We start from the raw sequence: 14,261 nt of genomic DNA, 5'->3' as shown, positions 1-14,261 counted from the left end.
CGAGGGAACACCTGATCCCGCGTTCGGACCGGATCGGCGGAGCGCCGTCCGGGAGCAGGGACCGGAGCCGGTCGGTCACGAAGGATCGGTCCGCAGGGCGTTGAGCACCGCCCAGACCACCGAGACGAACGGCACGGCCACCACCGCGCCGATCACGCCGGCCACGATGCTGCCCGCGATGACGGACACGGCGACGACGAGCGGGTGCAGCCGCACCGCCCAGCTCAGCACAAGAGGATGCAGCACATGCCCTTCCAGCTGGCCGATCACGACGATGAGCACCAGGACCGCCAAGGCCGTGACCGGTCCGCGCCCGGCGAGCGCGACGATCGTGGCGACACCGAGCGCCACCGGCGAGCCCACCAGCGGCACGAACGCCGCGAAGAACTCCAGCAGGGCCAGCGGCAGCGCGAGCGGCACCCGCAGCACCAGCAGGGCGACACCGACCAGTACGGCGTTGGTGGCGGCCACGATGATGATGCCGCGCGTGTACCCGGCGAAGGTCCGCCAGGCCGCCCGCCCTGCCCGGTCCCAGGCCGGCCGGGCACCGCTCGGCAGCAGCCGGTCGCGTGCCCAGCCCCACAGGTGCTCGCCGGAGTGCAGGAAGAACACCGAGGCGAACAGCGCGAGGACACCGCCCGTGACCACCTCGACCACTCGGCCGAACTCGTTGACCGCGCTGCTCAGCAGGGACGACCGGTGCGTGGACACATAACGCGTCAGCTGGTCCTGGAGCGCGGAGAGCTTGCCGGGGCTGAGCCGGAACGGCGGCCGTTGCAGCCAGTCCTGGATGCGGTGCACGCCGCCGCCGAAGTCGTCCACCAGCCGGGGCCACTCGCCCGCGACCGCGTTGCCCACCAGGGCGAACAGGGCCAGCAGGAGCAGCAGGCTGCCCACGAGGACCACGGCCACGCTCAGCGGTCTCGGCAGCACCCGGGCGAGCAGGTCGGTCGGCGGGCGCAACACCGAGGTGACGACCAGCGCGAGGAACAGGGCGACGGCGATGAGCTGGAAACTGCCGAGGATGCTGAAGATGCCGTACACGACGACGCCGACCGCGATGAGCCGCCAGGCGTAGGCCGCGGCGATCCGCAGCCAGGGCACCGTCCGCACGGCCTCGGGACGCCGCGGGCCGGGGCGCGCGGGGGCAGGGAGCCGCACGGAGTAGGCGGGCCGGCTGCCCAGCACGGCGCCCTCCGCCCGGCTTCCGCCCCTCGGTCCGGCCGCCCGCCGACGCGCATCACCCACCACTGCTCCCGCCTGCTCTCCGTCCCGGTCGCTGACGGCCCGTCACATCTAGAGAACGGTAAGCGCAAGGCGGGGGAGTGCCTCGTGCAACGCGCCCGCGCGCCCGAGAGCGGACGGTCACAGGACCTTCACAACCGGGGAGGCTGCGCGGGCGCGGACCGGGGGACCCGGCCGGTGTCATCGGTACGGAGGGAGAACCTCCTGTGATCATCATCGCGGTACTGCTGCTTCCGGTCCTCAGCATCCTGCTGTACGGCCTGGACCAGGTCGAGGACCGGTGGGTCGCCCGGCCCCCAGCCTCCCGGCACGCACGTCCCCGGAAGCGTCGTCGGGCGAGGGTGGCCCGTCACTGAGAACGCGGGCGCGGGGCGTCACCGGGTGCGGGGGCAGGCTTCCGCCGGGCACGGGTGGACTCGGCCGCGGGCCCGGCTGCTCCCGGCCACGTCTCAGGTGTACTCGGCCGCGCGGCCGACCGGCAGCAGCTCGCGGATGTCCGCGGGCAGCGCGCCGGCCATCCGCTCGGTCAGCTCCGGGGCGAGTGCGGCGTCGAGCACCTCGAGCACGGCGACGGCATTCCGCAGCGCCGTCTCCTCGTCGGTGCCCGCCCGGTCGGCGATGCGGCCGGCGAAGGCGGTCAGGCCGAACCGCTCGCCCGTCGCGCCGGAACCGTCTCCGGACGTGTCGGTCATCTCCGTCATGGCCACCGCCATGTCGGGCGGCAGCTGAGCGGCCACATGCCGGGCCAGTCCGGCGGGCAGCCGCTCCGCCAGTGTGCTCACGACCGCGTGCGCGGCCCGCTCGGCGGTGTTCCGGTCGGGCAGGTGGGCGAGCACCTGCACCTTTCCCATCAGCTCGTCGTGATGCATGGAACCGGTCCCTTCCTCAGCAGTACCTCTCCACGCCGGGCGAGGCGGCCCCGGCCGAGTACCCCCCTCACGCGCACCCGCCCCGCCCCGCCCCGCCCGCCCCGGGCTGGCCCCTCCCGCCCGCCGCGTCCCGTCCGTCCCGCCCCGTCCCGCCCGGCACGCCGGCCACTCGCCGGACCCGGCGAACGGCGGTCTACTGGTGATCCGGACTCCGGCGGACACCCGGGCCCGTGGTGTCGTGGCCCCGCCGCGGGGCAGACGCCGGGACGGGGCACAGGCGGCACGCGACGTGCGAGGTGTGGATGTCAGGAGTGGGGCTGGCGGGTGCGCCCGACCTACCGCACCGGCGCCGCGCCTGATGCAGGCGTGTACCCGGCGCGGTTTCCGGATCATGCAGGTCAGGGTGGAACGGCTGCCGGGCGGCACGGACGACGCCGCACGGGCGCTGCTGGAGCTCGAGGGCCCCGACGACTCCGCCCGGCTGACGTCGGATCTGTTCCAGGAGGAGGGGGTGCTCGACATGGAGCTGATCCCGGCGGCGGACGAGGAATGACCGGTGGTGTCGCGGTCGATGACCGGTGGTGTCGCGGCCGCTTCAGCTCTCGGCCTTCTGCTGTGTCCACGTCCAGGCGTACTGCAGCCAGTCCGCCACCGTCAGGGCGGCGAAGCCGCCGCAGACCAGCCGGGTGAACCGGGGCGCCGCCGCGTAAGAGCACATCAGGGCCCCCGCCGCCCAGGCGGAGGCGCAGAACGGGCACGCCAGCAGGTCGCCGACGGCCCGCCGGACCCCGCTGCCCCGCGGCTCGTCCATGACCTCGCCGCCCTCACCGTGGCCCGCGCGACGGGTGAACGGGGCACGGAGGAAGCTCGTCACCTTGTCCCTGGTCAGCAGCCGTGACGCCTTGTACGAAGCGGTGCCCAGCAACGCCACGTCCCACGGCGGCACCTCCTGGGGCAGCCGGACCCCCCGCTGCCGGGCCACCAGCGCGAAGCCGCCGACGCCCGCCGCGAACACGGAGGCGAGGACGGCGTAACCGCCCAGCGGTTCTTCGCCCTGGTCGTCGTAGTGTGCGGCGTCCGTCGTCATGAGTCCTCCCAGACCTCCCCGATGCGTGCCGTCCTGGCACGGCCCGCCCCGGGTTCCCCTGCCCGAGGGGGCGACACGTGCCGGCGGCCCCGGGGCGGAGGCGGGGGCACGGCGGGCGGAGGCGGGGCGGTGGCTCGGGGTGGGGGAGGCGCGGGGTGGGGGATGGGGTGGGGGGAGGCGGAGCCGGGGTGGCGGATGGGTGGGAGAGGCGGACGCGGAGTGGCGGATGGGGGTGGGGGAGGCGACGCGGGATGGGGGGGGTGGGTGAGGCGGACGCCGGGCGGGGGCGGACGTGGGCGAGGCCACATATGACCTGGTTCGCATCCCCTCCCGGCCCGGCATGGTGCCGGGCTACGGTGGCCTGGCGCCCTGACCCCCACACCCCGGACGGCCCGGCTGTGCTCACTGATCTGTCCTCCCTCATCGCCGCGACGGCACGCTGGCTGACCAGCGCCTACCCGTCGTGCGGCGGCGCGCTGGCCTCCGCCCTGTGCGAGGCGCAGGCCCGGCAGGCCGTGACCGTCGCCGCCTGGCTGCGGTATCCGACCGAGATCGACGCCGCCCTGGTCACGATGGCGGGGCCCGGAGGCGCCGCCCGCCTCGACTGGGTCACCGGAGCCGAGCAGGCCGGCGAGCAGCCGGCCGAGGAGTGGGCCTGGCGGACCTGGGTGGACGAGGTCGTCGCCAGCTGGGCGGCGGGTCTGCTGACCGACCCGGAACTGGCCGGACTGGCCGTCGAGGCGCTCGGCGACGGCGAGCACGCCTCCGGGGCCCCGGTGGAGTTCCGGCGGCTGATCGACCCCGACGACGGCGACCGGCGCGCAGCCGCCCTGCTGCGCCACCCCGACCTCCTCGCCCCGGTGGCCGGCCTCCACCACGACCAGCTCCTCGACCGGCTCAAGCCCGGCGGAGCCCTCGCCGCCTGACCGCCCGGACCGCAGGGACCGCCCGCCCCACAGACGCGTATCGCGCCCGGACGCCGGACCACACGCGCCGTCGTGCCCGCCCGGCCTACTCCGGCCCGCACCAGGACGCCGGACCGCCCGGCGACCGTACGGACCCCGTGGACGCGGCCGCGCACCAGGACGCCGGACCGCCGGGCGACCGTGCGGACCCGCGGACGCGGCCGCGCGCCCGGACGCCGGACCGCAGGGGCTGCTCAAGAACGCCGAGGTGAGGGCCGAGCACGCCGTCCAGCGCAGGCTCGGCGCGATCGCCGCGGCCCTGCTGGAAGCGCATGGGGGGCTGAGCGGCCAGGCGTTCGAGGACGTGCGGAATGCGATCCGGATGGAGGAAGAGACCTGAGACGGGCGGACGAAACGCCGCCGGGGTTCTTCACGGCACCCCGGACAGGGACGAACATGCCGTGTCATGGACATTCTGCTCGTCGCCAGCGCGTTTAACAGCCTCACCCAGCGCCTGTACGCCGAACTGTCGGACCACGGGCACCGCGTCGACGCCGTACTCGCCTCGCACGGCCCCGGCCCGGTCCGGGCCGCCGTACGCGAACTGCGTCCGGACCTGGTCGTCGCGCCGATGCTCAAGACGGCCCTGCCCGAGGACGTGTGGCGGGAGCACACCTGCCTGATCGTGCACCCCGGGCCGCCCGGCGACCGGGGCCCGTCCTCGCTGGACTGGGCCATCGCCGAAGAAGCACCCCGATGGGGCGTGACCGTGCTCCAGGCGGAGGCGGCCATGGACGCGGGCGCGATCTGGGCGTCCGAGCCGTTCCCGGTGCCGCTCGTCGGCAAGAGCGACCTGTACCGCAACGAGGCCTCCGACGCCGCCGTGACCGCCGTCCTCACCGCCGTACGACGCTACGCCGGCGGCTCCTACAAGCCGCTCCCGCAGACCGACGAGTCGATCGACGTCGTCTGGCGCGACGCCTTCCGGCAGGAGCGGCGGCGTATCGACTGGGAACGCGACGACACCGCGACGGTCCTGCGCAAGCTGCGCGGCGCCGACTCGCAGCCGGGCGTCCTCGACGAGCTGCTCGGCCGGGAGGTGTTCCTGCATGGCGGGCACCCCGAGGACCTGCTGCGCGGCCGCGCCGGCGAACTGCTCGCACACCGCGCGGGCGCCGTCTGCCGGGCCACCCGGGACGGGGCCGTCTGGATCCCGGAACTGCGCCCCCGCAAGAACTCCGGGGACCCCGCGCCCTTCCGGCGCCCGGCCACCTCCGTCCTCGCCGGCTTCACACGCCCCGCAGTACCCACCGGCCGCACCGGCCCCGCGGGTCTTCCAGGCGAAAGCGCACCGGCTCTGCCGGAGGCCCCCGTCCCCTTCGAACTGCCCCCGGACCGGCGCACCTGGAGCGACGTCCGCTACCGGCAGCGCGGGGACACCGGCTTCCTCAGCTTCTCCTTCCCCGGCGGCGCGATGAGCACCGACCAGTGCCGCCGGCTCCTCGCCGCCTACGAGTTCGCGCTGACCCGCCCCACCCGCGTCCTCGTGCTCGGCGGCGCCCGCGACTTCTTCTCCAACGGCATCCACCTGAACGTCATCGAGGCGGCCCCCGACCCGGCCGCGGAGTCGTGGACCAACCTCAACGCCATGGACGACCTGGTCGAGGCGGTGCTGCGCACCACCGACCGGCTGGTGGTGGCCGCGCTCGCCGGCAACGCGGCAGCCGGCGGGGCCATGCTCGCCCTCGCCGCCGACCAGGTCTGGTGCCGCGCCGGCACCGTCCTCAACCCGCACTACCGGCGCATGGGCCTGTACGGCTCGGAGTTCTGGACGTACACCCTGCCCCGCCGCGTCGGCCCGGAGCAGGCCCGGCGACTGACCACCGAGGCGCTGCCCGTCAGCGCGGCCACCGCCGAGCGGCTCGGCCTCGTGGACCGGCTGCTGCCGGCCGCACCCCAGGACTTCGCGGCCGAGACCGAGCGACTGGCGGCCGCGCTCGCCGCCGGTCCCGGCCTGGACCGGCGCATCGCCGCCAAGGCCGCGGCCCGCGCCTCCGACGAACTGCAGCGCCCCCTCGCCGAGTACCGGCGGGCCGAACTCGCGCGTATGCGCGCCGTCTTCTTCGACGCGGGCGCCCCCTACCACGCCCTGCGCTCGGCCTTCGTCCGGAAGACACCGAGCGGCTCTCCCAGGCCCCTCGCCGCACCGGACGGAGACCTCCGGTGACGCCGCGGATCCTGGTGGCCGGCGTCGGCAACATCTTCCTCGCCGACGACGCCTTCGGCCCCGAGGTGATCCGGGCCCTCGAACACCGCCCGCTGCCGCCCGGGGCCCGGGTGCACGACTACGGCATCCGCGGCATGGATCTCGCCTACGCCCTGCTGGCCGGCTACCGCACCGTCGTGCTGGTCGACGCGGCCCCGCGCGGCCACCGCCCCGGCACCCTCACCCTGATCGAGGCCGAACCCCCCGACGGCACCGTCGCGCCGGAGGCCCACGGCATGGACCCGGCGAAGGTGCTGGCCCTGGCCACACACCTGGGCGACGAACCCCTGCCCCGGGTGCTGGTCCTCGCGTGCGAGCCCGAGACGCTGCCGAACGGCGACGCCGACCTCTTCCCCGACCTCAGCGCACCGGTCCGGGAAGCCGTCGGCCGGGCCGTGGACGCACTGCACGCGCTCGTCCCCGCGCTGCTCGCCGATCCCGCCGGCCCCGTCCCCACGCTGCTCGCCGATCCCGCCGGCCCCGTCCCCGCGCCGCTCGCGGACTCCGCCGGCTCCGTCCCCGCATTGGGCCGCCCGATGGAATCAGGGGCCCCGTGCCCGGCTGCGCTGCCCGGCTCGGCGCCCGGCTGAGCCGAAGATCGGTGGGACCCGGGCCGCACGCGACGCGGCCCGGGCTCAACCGCCGCATCCGAGGAGCAGCCCCATGTGCCGGTCCGACGTCAAACAGGCCGTCCTGGCGAAGAACGACGATCTGGCCGCGAGCCTGCGCGCCGACCTCGCCCGCCGGGGCGTGTGCCTGGTCAACCTGCTGTCCAGCCCCGGGAGCGGCAAGACCGAGCTCCTCGGCCGGGTCCTGGCCCGCGCGGTGGAGCGCGGCGTGGCGGTGGCCGCGCTCACCGCCGACCTGGCCACCGAGAACGACGCCGTCCGGCTGGCCCGGTCGGGCGCGCCCGTCCAGCAACTGCTCACCGACGGACTGTGCCATCTGGAGGCACGCCAGGTACGCGCGCGGCTGGAGGGCTGGCTCCCGGCGGACACCTCCGTGCTCTTCGTGGAGAACGTCGGCAACCTCGTCTGCCCGGCCTCCTACGACCTGGGCGAGACCCTGCGGATCGTGCTGATGGCCGTCACCGAGGGCGAGGACAAGCCGCTGAAGTACCCCACCGCCTTCGGCTCCGCCCATCTGGTCGTCGTCACCAAGACCGACCTCGCCGAGCCGGCCGGCTTCGACGAGGCCGCCTTCCGGGCGAACGTCCACCGGGTCAACCCGGGCGTGGAGATCGTACGGTCCTGCGCCCGCACCGGCGTCGGCGTCGGCACCCTGCTGGACCGCGCCCTCGCCGCCCGGGACGCGGCCCCCTCGCACCGGCCGCCCCTCGCCCCGCACCCGCACGGCCATCACCACCCCGCCTCCGCCGCCCCTGCCGTATGACCGCCCCCGCCGCCGGCCTGGTCCGGCGCAGGCTCACCGTGCACGGCACCGTGCAGGGCGTGGGCTTCCGCCCGCACGTGCACCGTCTGGCCGCGGGCCTCTCCCTCACCGGATTCGTCGGGAACACCGGTGACGGCGTGCTCATCGAGGTCGAGGGACCGGCACCGGAGGTGGACCGCTTCTGCGACCGGCTCGCCGAGGAGCCGCCGCCCCTGGCCACCGTGACCGGCATCCTCGGACAGACCCTGCCCGCCACCGGCGAGAGCGGCCCCTTCACCATCCGCTCCACCGACCGGGCCGGCGGCCGCACCCAGCTCCCGCCCGACACCGCGACCTGCGCCGACTGCCTGCGCGAACTGTCCGATCCGGCCGACCGCCGGCACCGGCACCCCTTCATCACGTGCACCCACTGCGGCCCCCGCTTCACCATCGCCACCGGCCTGCCCTACGACCGCGTGGCCACGACCATGGCCGGCTTCCCCATGTGCCCCGCCTGCGCCCGGGAGTACGGCGATCCGGCCGACCGGCGCTTCCACGCCCAGCCCGTCGCCTGCCCCGACTGCGGCCCGCGGCTCACCCTGGTCGCGGCCGACGGCATCGGCGTACGCCCGGCCCGCGACGCGGACGCCCTGACCACCGCCCGGGCCCTGCTCGCCGCCGGGCGGATCGTCGCCGTCAAGGGCGTCGGCGGCTACCACCTGGCCTGCGACGCCACCGACGCCCGGGCCGTCAGCACCCTGCGCGGACGCAAGGAGCGGGGCGGCAAGGCCTTCGCGGTGATGTGCGCGGACCTGCCCACGGCCGAACGGATCGCGGTCCTCACCGACGCGGAACGGGCCGCGCTCACCAGCGCCCGCCGCCCGATCGTCCTGCTGCGCCACCGCCGACCGGCGGCGGGCCCCCGCCTCGCCGACGACGTCTGCCCGGGCAGCCCGCACATCGGCGTCATGCTGCCCTACACCCCCGTCCAGACGCTCCTTTTCGGGCTGCCCGGCGACCGTCCGGGCCCCAGGATTCTGGTCATGACGAGCGGCAACCGCTCCGGCGAGCCCATCGTCACCGACGACACGGAGGCACTGGCCCGGCTGGCCGGCCTGGCGGACGCCTGGCTCCGCCACGACCGGCCCATCGCCGTGCCCTGCGACGACTCCCTGCTCCGGGTCCGCCCCGACGGCACCGAACAGGTACTGCGCCGCTCCCGCGGATACGTGCCCCGCCCCCTGCGCCTGCCGGTCCCGGTCCGGCCCACCCTCGCCGTCGGCGGCGACCTCAAGAACGTGCCCTGCCTGGGCGAGGGCGACCACGCCTGGTTCGGGCCGCACATCGGCGACATGGGCGAGCTGGCCACGCTGGAAGCCGCCGAGCGGGCCGAACGGCACCTCACACGTCTCACCGGAGTCACGCCACGGCTGGTGGCCGCCGACCGGCACCCCGGCTACCACTCCACCGCACGGGCCCGCACCCGGGCCGCCCGGCTCGGCCTCGCGCCCCCCGCTCTGGTCCAGCACCACCACGCCCACATCGCCGCCGCCATGGCCGAACATGGCCTCGACGGCACCGAGCCCGTGATCGGCGTCGCCTTCGACGGCACCGGGTACGGCGACGACGGCACGGTGTGGGGCGGCGAGATCCTGCTCGCCGACTACACCGGGTACCGGCGCTTCGCCCACCTGGCCCCCGCCCCGCTGCCCGGCGGCGACGCCGGTGTGGCCAACCCCTGCCGGCTGGCGCTGGCCCGGCTGTGGGCGGCGGGACTGCCGTGGGAGCCGCAGGTGCCGAGCGTCCTCGCCTGCTCGGACACCGAACGCGCGGTGCTGCGCCGCCAGTTGGAGCGCCAGGTGGCCTGCGTGCCGACCTCCAGCATGGGCCGGCTCTTCGACGCGGTGTCGTCCCTCGCCGGGATCTGCCACCGCTCGGAATACGAGGCCCAGGCCGCGATGGAGCTGGAGGCGGCGGCACAGGCGAGGGAGGCGGACGCGCGGGCGTACCCGTTCGGCCTCGGCGGCGAGGGCACCCTCGTGTGCAGTCCCACGCCGATGCTGCGGGCGCTGCTCGCGGACCGCCGCCGTGGTACCCCCGCCCCCGTCCTCGCGGCCCGGTTCCACCGGGGCGTCGCACGGACCGTGGCCGAACTGTGCCGGCGGGCCCGCGCGGCCGGCGGCCCGGCCACCGTCGCCCTCACGGGAGGCGTCTTCGCCAACGCCCTGCTGGAGGAGGAGAGCACCGCCCTGCTCGCCGCGGACGGCTTCACGGTGCTCCGGCACGGTGAGGTCCCGCCCAACGACGGCGGGTTGGCGCTCGGCCAGCTGATGGTCGCGGGAACAGCAAACAACCAAGAGACGGAGTGACCCATGTGTCTGGCAGTGCCCGGCAAGGTCGTGTCCATCGATCATCGCGCCGATCCCCTGACCGGGCTGATCGACTTCGGCGGCGTGCGGAAACAGGCGTGTCTCGAGTATCTGCCCGACGTGCGGGTGGGGGAGTACGTGATCGTCCACGTCGGGTTCGCGCTGCAGCGCCTCGACGAGGAGTCGGCCCGGGCCTCCCTGGAACTCTTCGAGCAACTCGGGCTTCTGGAAGAGGAGTTCGGCGACGCCTGGCAGCAGGCGGCACGGCAGGAGAGCGGGAGTGAGGCCCGGTGAAGTACATCGACGAGTTCAACGACCCGGACCTGGCGCGCCGGCTGCTGGACGAGATCCGGGCCACGGCCACCCGGCCCTGGGCCCTCATGGAGGTCTGCGGCGGTCAGACCCACTCCATCATCCGGCACGGCATCGACCAACTCCTGCCCGACGAGGTGGAGTTGATCCACGGTCCGGGCTGCCCGGTGTGCGTCACCCCGCTCGACGTCATCGACAAGGCCCTGGAGATCGCCGCCCGCCCCGACGTGGTCTTCTGCTCCTTCGGGGACATGCTCCGCGTGCCGGGCACCGGCCGGGACCTGTTCCGGGTCAAGGGCGAGGGCGGTGACGTACGTGTGGTGTACTCACCGCTCGACGCCCTCGACCTGGCCCGGAAGAACCCGGACCGCCAGGTCGTCTTCTTCGCGATCGGCTTCGAGACGACCGCCCCGGCCAACGCCATGGCCGTCCACCAGGCCCGCCGTCTCGGCCTGGACAACTTCAGCCTGCTGGTGTCCCACGTCCGGGTCCCCCCGGCGATCGAGGCCATCATGACGGCCCCCAGCTGCCGGGTGCAGGGCTTCCTCGCCGCCGGGCACGTGTGCAGCGTCATGGGCACCGCCGAGTACCCGGAGCTGGCCGAGAAGCACCGCGTGCCCGTCGTCGTGACCGGCTTCGAGCCGCTGGACATCCTCGAAGGCATCCGCCGCGCCGTCCACCAGCTGGAGCGCGGCGAGCACCGGGTGGAGAACGCCTACGCGCGCGCCGTGCGGGACGAGGGCAACCCGGCCGCCGTACGGATGATCGAGGAGGTGTTCGAGGTCGTCGACCGCAACTGGCGCGGCATCGGCCGCATCCCGGCCAGCGGCTGGCGGCTGACCGACGCCTTCCGCGCCTACGACGCCGAGCACCGCTTCGACGTCACCGGCATCCGCACCGAGGAGCCCGCCGTGTGCCGGGCCGGCGAGGTCCTGCAGGGACTGATCAAGCCGACCGAATGCGAGGCGTTCGGCACGGTCTGCACCCCGCGCACCCCGCTCGGCGCCACCATGGTCTCCAACGAGGGCGCCTGCGCGGCCTATTACCTGTACCGCCGGATGAACGGCCCGGCACCGCAGGGATCCCGGATCCCGCGTGAGGAGATGAACCCCGTTGGCTGATCTCGCCACCGAAGACACCGAAGTGATGGCAGCCGTCGGAGCCGCCGCCACCGTCACGGCGGACGCCACCGCCACGGCCGTTGACCCCGCCGACTGGACCTGTCCCGCCCCCCTGCGCGACCAGCCGGTCGTCGTCATGGGGCACGGCGGCGGCGGTGCCCTCTCCGCCGAACTGATCGACCAGGTCTTCGCCCCCGCCTACGGCAACCCCACCCTGGCCGCCCTCGCCGACTCGGCCGTCCTCCGGCTGGGCGGCGCGCGGCTGGCCTTCTCCACCGACTCCTACGTCGTACGGCCGCTGTTCTTCCCCGGCGGCAGCCTCGGCGACCTCGCCGTCAACGGCACCGTCAACGACCTGGCGATGAGTGGCGCCCGGCCCGCCTACCTCTCCACCGCCTTCATCCTTGAGGAGGGTGTGGAGCTGGCCGTCGTCGAGCGCGTCGCGCGGGCACTCGGCGCGGCGGCCGAGGCGGCCGGCGTCACCGTCGCCACCGGCGACACCAAGGTCGTGGAGTGCGGGCACGGCGACGGCGTCTACATCACCACCGCCGGCGTCGGCCTCGTGCCCGACGGAGTCGACATCCGCCCGCAGCGCGCCCGGCCGGGCGACGCCGTCATCGTCAGCGGCCCGATCGGCCTGCACGGCGTGGCGATCATGAGCGTGCGCGAGGGCCTGGAGTTCGGTGTCGAGATCGCCTCCGACACCGCGCCCCTGGCGGACCTCGTGGCCTCCATGCTGGCGGTCACCAAGGACATCCACGTCCTGCGCGACCCCACCCGGGGCGGCCTCGGGGCGTCCCTCAACGAGATCGCCCGCGCCTCCGGCACCGGTGTGCGGCTGCGCGAGCGTGCCCTCCCGGTCCCGGACGAGGTCGCGAACGCCTGCGGCTTCCTCGGCCTGGACCCGCTGTACGTGGCCAACGAGGGCCGGCTGGTCGCCTTCGTGCCCCCGGAGCACGCCGAGGCCGTCCTCGCGGCGATGCGTGCCCACCCCCAGGGGGCCGGCGCCGCCCTCATCGGGGAGTGCGTGCCGGACCACCCGGGCATGGTCGTCGTCGCCACCGGCCTCGGCGGCACCCGGGTGCTGGACCTGCCCCTCGGGGAGCAACTGCCCCGGATCTGCTGAACCGCCCCCCGGCCCCGCCGTCAGGCCGGGGCCGGGACCGGCTCGACGTCCGTGATCTCCAACTCCCGGCCGCTGCGCAGCTCCTGCGAGGGCCGGTCGCAGGCCGGACACCAGAAGAACGGCGGCATGCCGAGCGCGAACTCCTCGGCACACCCACCGCACCACGCCCGCGCGGCGACCTGCTCCACCACGAGCCGCGCCCCGGCGAGCGCCGTGCCGTCGCGCGCCACCTCGAAGGCGAACTGGAGCGCGTCGGGCACGACACCGGCCAGCTCGCCGACCCGGACGGTCACCGACGACACGCCGTCGGCGCCGTCCGAGCGGGCGATCTCCTCGGCCTGTTCCACGATCGCGGTGGCGATCGACAACTCGTGCACGGCGGCCCCTCAGGGGTACCGGCGGTTCGCGCGCAGCCCGCCGGTCATCCGGTAGATCCTCACCTCGCGCACCATGCCGGGCAGTTCCTTGATGAGGAGAGCCGTCAGCAGGCCGCCCACCAGGGCGGCCTGTGCCATCAGCACCTGGCGGCCGGTCGTCACCGCCCTCGCCGTCCTCGCCTTTCGGCAGCGCTTCTTCACGGTCGCTTCCCGCCTCTCATCCCGGTGAGATGTTCGGCATGACGTCCAGCAGGGCGTCGTGCCGTTTCCAGTGGATCCCGGTGGAGCGGCGGGCGTCGGAGGTGCCGTCCCGGTGGAATCCGGTCTGATGGTCGTGCGGCCCCCTGTTGCCCTGGTGCAGTCCAGGCACGTGCCTGGGCATGTCGGGCTTCGCCTGGGGGCGGCCCACTCGGATGGTGCCCATGATCGATCTCCTTCCAGGCCCTCACGGGCGCTCGGTGAGCTCCGCGAAGAACCGTTCCACGGCCGGCCACACCCGGCCGCCACCGGACAGGCCCCGCCACTCGCGGCGGACCAGGGCGACCATCCGGTAGCAGTCGTCGACCGGCACGATCCAGTGTTCGTCGAGGCCGCGCACGGTGTTCACCAGCAGCGCCTCCACGTCGGGTGCCACGGAGGCGAGCTGCGGACACGTCGCGACCATCCGCTGCCAGGCCGCCGCGTCCACCTCCCAGCGCATCGCCCCCGCCGGGCTCGGCCCCTGCGCGGTGACCGTGCCGTCACCGCGTGGCACGAAGAACACGAGCCCCACCGGCACGCCCAGCAGCGCCGTGTCCACGGCCGGCAGCCGGACCCGGCGCCGGGGCACGAGCCGGTACCGGCCCGCCCCGTCGTCGGCGAACAGCACCGAGCACGCCCGGCACACGCACCGCACCTCGGCGGCGTCGGTGTCGTACAGGTGCGGGTGCTCGCCGGGCACGTGCGCAGCGCACAGCTCGCAGCGTTCCTCCTCGGCCACCGCCGCCCGGTCGGCGGCGGTGCGGATGACCCGGGCCAGTGCGCCGTCCATCGTCACCGCGTCTCCTGCGGCCGGGCCGCGGTCCGGCGCGTCAGCGTGGTGAGCGGAACGAACGCCGGGTCCGGCCGGCGCCCGGCGTCCGACGGCGCGGTCCGCACCGCCGTCAGCTCCGGCGCGGCCGCCAGCACCGCGGCCTCGGTGCGCGTACCGAGAAAACTCCTGTGCGCCGGCTCG

Annotated in this window: 17 protein-coding genes and 1 pseudogene; 10 read left to right on the top strand and 8 right to left on the bottom strand. The window is 74.9% G+C overall.

What is annotated here, in order from left to right; genetic code table 11:
• Positions 1-75 precede the first annotated feature (75 nt).
• Both ABVB68_RS24650 and ABVB68_RS24645 read right to left on the bottom strand, forming a co-directional pair.
• A complete protein-coding gene (locus tag ABVB68_RS24650; RefSeq protein ID WP_503006229.1) occupies positions 76-1,251 on the bottom strand; it encodes an AI-2E family transporter in 1,176 nt (391 codons plus the stop codon).
• A 443-nt stretch (positions 1,252-1,694) separates the two neighbouring features.
• Positions 1,695-2,114 carry a DUF2267 domain-containing protein gene (locus tag ABVB68_RS24645; RefSeq protein WP_353603299.1) on the bottom strand — a complete coding sequence of 140 codons (420 nt, stop codon included), beginning with the start codon at positions 2,112-2,114 and terminating at the stop codon, positions 1,695-1,697.
• 391 nt (positions 2,115-2,505) lie between these two features.
• On the opposite strand from ABVB68_RS24645, the gene ABVB68_RS24640 reads away from it, so the two are divergent.
• Complete coding sequence (locus tag ABVB68_RS24640) at positions 2,506-2,667, top strand: hypothetical protein (protein WP_353603298.1); 162 nt, start codon at positions 2,506-2,508, stop codon at positions 2,665-2,667.
• A gap of 42 nt (positions 2,668-2,709) precedes the next feature.
• Here the strand turns inward: ABVB68_RS24640 and ABVB68_RS24635 are convergent, their stop codons facing one another.
• Positions 2,710-3,201: a DUF1360 domain-containing protein gene (locus ABVB68_RS24635; protein ID WP_353603297.1), complete on the bottom strand. Its 492-nt coding sequence runs from the start codon at positions 3,199-3,201 to the stop codon at positions 2,710-2,712.
• 398 nt (positions 3,202-3,599) lie between these two features.
• Between ABVB68_RS24635 and ABVB68_RS24630 the strand changes: the two genes are divergently transcribed.
• From ABVB68_RS24630 to hypE, 9 genes are all read left to right on the top strand, one after another.
• The gene (locus tag ABVB68_RS24630; RefSeq protein WP_353603296.1) at positions 3,600-4,127 is read left to right on the top strand and encodes a hypothetical protein; all 528 of its coding nucleotides are present in this window, start codon (positions 3,600-3,602) and stop codon (positions 4,125-4,127) included.
• A gap of 247 nt (positions 4,128-4,374) precedes the next feature.
• Complete coding sequence (locus ABVB68_RS24625) at positions 4,375-4,506, top strand: hypothetical protein (RefSeq protein ID WP_353603295.1); 132 nt, start codon at positions 4,375-4,377, stop codon at positions 4,504-4,506.
• 66 nt (positions 4,507-4,572) lie between these two features.
• Positions 4,573-6,333 carry a hydrogenase maturation protein gene (locus ABVB68_RS24620; protein WP_353603294.1) on the top strand — a complete coding sequence of 587 codons (1,761 nt, stop codon included), beginning with the start codon at positions 4,573-4,575 and terminating at the stop codon, positions 6,331-6,333.
• Positions 6,330-6,962 (top strand): hydrogenase maturation protease, encoded by a 633-nt coding sequence (locus ABVB68_RS24615; protein WP_353603293.1) that lies wholly within the window; start codon positions 6,330-6,332, stop codon positions 6,960-6,962. The genes ABVB68_RS24620 and ABVB68_RS24615 overlap by 4 nt, the downstream gene beginning before the upstream one ends.
• A 73-nt stretch (positions 6,963-7,035) precedes the next feature.
• The gene (hypB, locus tag ABVB68_RS24610; protein ID WP_353603292.1) at positions 7,036-7,764 is read left to right on the top strand and encodes a hydrogenase nickel incorporation protein HypB; all 729 of its coding nucleotides are present in this window, start codon (positions 7,036-7,038) and stop codon (positions 7,762-7,764) included.
• Positions 7,761-10,112, top strand: coding sequence for a carbamoyltransferase HypF (gene hypF / locus ABVB68_RS24605; RefSeq protein ID WP_353603291.1), 2,352 nt, complete (start codon positions 7,761-7,763; stop codon positions 10,110-10,112). The genes hypB and hypF overlap by 4 nt, the downstream gene beginning before the upstream one ends.
• Positions 10,113-10,115: 3 nt before the next feature.
• On the top strand, positions 10,116-10,406 hold the full coding sequence (locus tag ABVB68_RS24600; RefSeq protein ID WP_353603290.1) for a HypC/HybG/HupF family hydrogenase formation chaperone: 291 nt from the start codon (positions 10,116-10,118) through the stop codon (positions 10,404-10,406).
• Positions 10,403-11,545, top strand: a complete 1,143-nt coding sequence (gene hypD / locus ABVB68_RS24595) for a hydrogenase formation protein HypD (protein WP_353603289.1) — start codon at positions 10,403-10,405, stop codon at positions 11,543-11,545. Before ABVB68_RS24600 ends, hypD begins: the two co-directional genes overlap by 4 nt.
• 25 nt (positions 11,546-11,570) lie before the next feature.
• Positions 11,571-12,671: a hydrogenase expression/formation protein HypE gene (gene hypE, locus ABVB68_RS24590; RefSeq protein ID WP_353603288.1), complete on the top strand. Its 1,101-nt coding sequence runs from the start codon at positions 11,571-11,573 to the stop codon at positions 12,669-12,671.
• 20 nt (positions 12,672-12,691) lie between these two features.
• On the opposite strand, the gene hypA is transcribed toward hypE, so the two are convergent.
• From hypA to ABVB68_RS24565, 5 genes and pseudogenes are all read right to left on the bottom strand, one after another.
• On the bottom strand, positions 12,692-13,048 hold the full coding sequence (gene hypA, locus ABVB68_RS24585; protein ID WP_353603287.1) for a hydrogenase maturation nickel metallochaperone HypA: 357 nt from the start codon (positions 13,046-13,048) through the stop codon (positions 12,692-12,694).
• A gap of 9 nt (positions 13,049-13,057) precedes the next feature.
• Entirely contained in the window at positions 13,058-13,210 is a 153-nt protein-coding gene (locus ABVB68_RS24580; protein ID WP_353603286.1) for a hypothetical protein, read from the bottom strand.
• A gap of 55 nt (positions 13,211-13,265) precedes the next feature.
• Positions 13,266-13,472 carry a hypothetical protein gene (locus ABVB68_RS24575; protein WP_353603285.1) on the bottom strand — a complete coding sequence of 69 codons (207 nt, stop codon included), beginning with the start codon at positions 13,470-13,472 and terminating at the stop codon, positions 13,266-13,268.
• A 21-nt stretch (positions 13,473-13,493) separates the two neighbouring features.
• Entirely contained in the window at positions 13,494-14,084 is a 591-nt protein-coding gene (locus ABVB68_RS24570; RefSeq protein ID WP_353603284.1) for a DUF5947 family protein, read from the bottom strand.
• Positions 14,081-14,261, bottom strand: a pseudogene (locus tag ABVB68_RS24565) (hypothetical protein); the annotation flags it as partial. The gene ABVB68_RS24570 and the pseudogene ABVB68_RS24565, both read right to left, overlap by 4 nt.

The organism is Streptomyces sp. NPDC096012 (genome assembly GCF_040426375.1).
GTDB lineage: Bacteria > Actinomycetota > Actinomycetes > Streptomycetales > Streptomycetaceae > Streptomyces.
The sequence above is the reverse complement of the archived record's forward strand: the minus strand, read 5'-3'. Positions and strand labels throughout refer to the sequence as shown.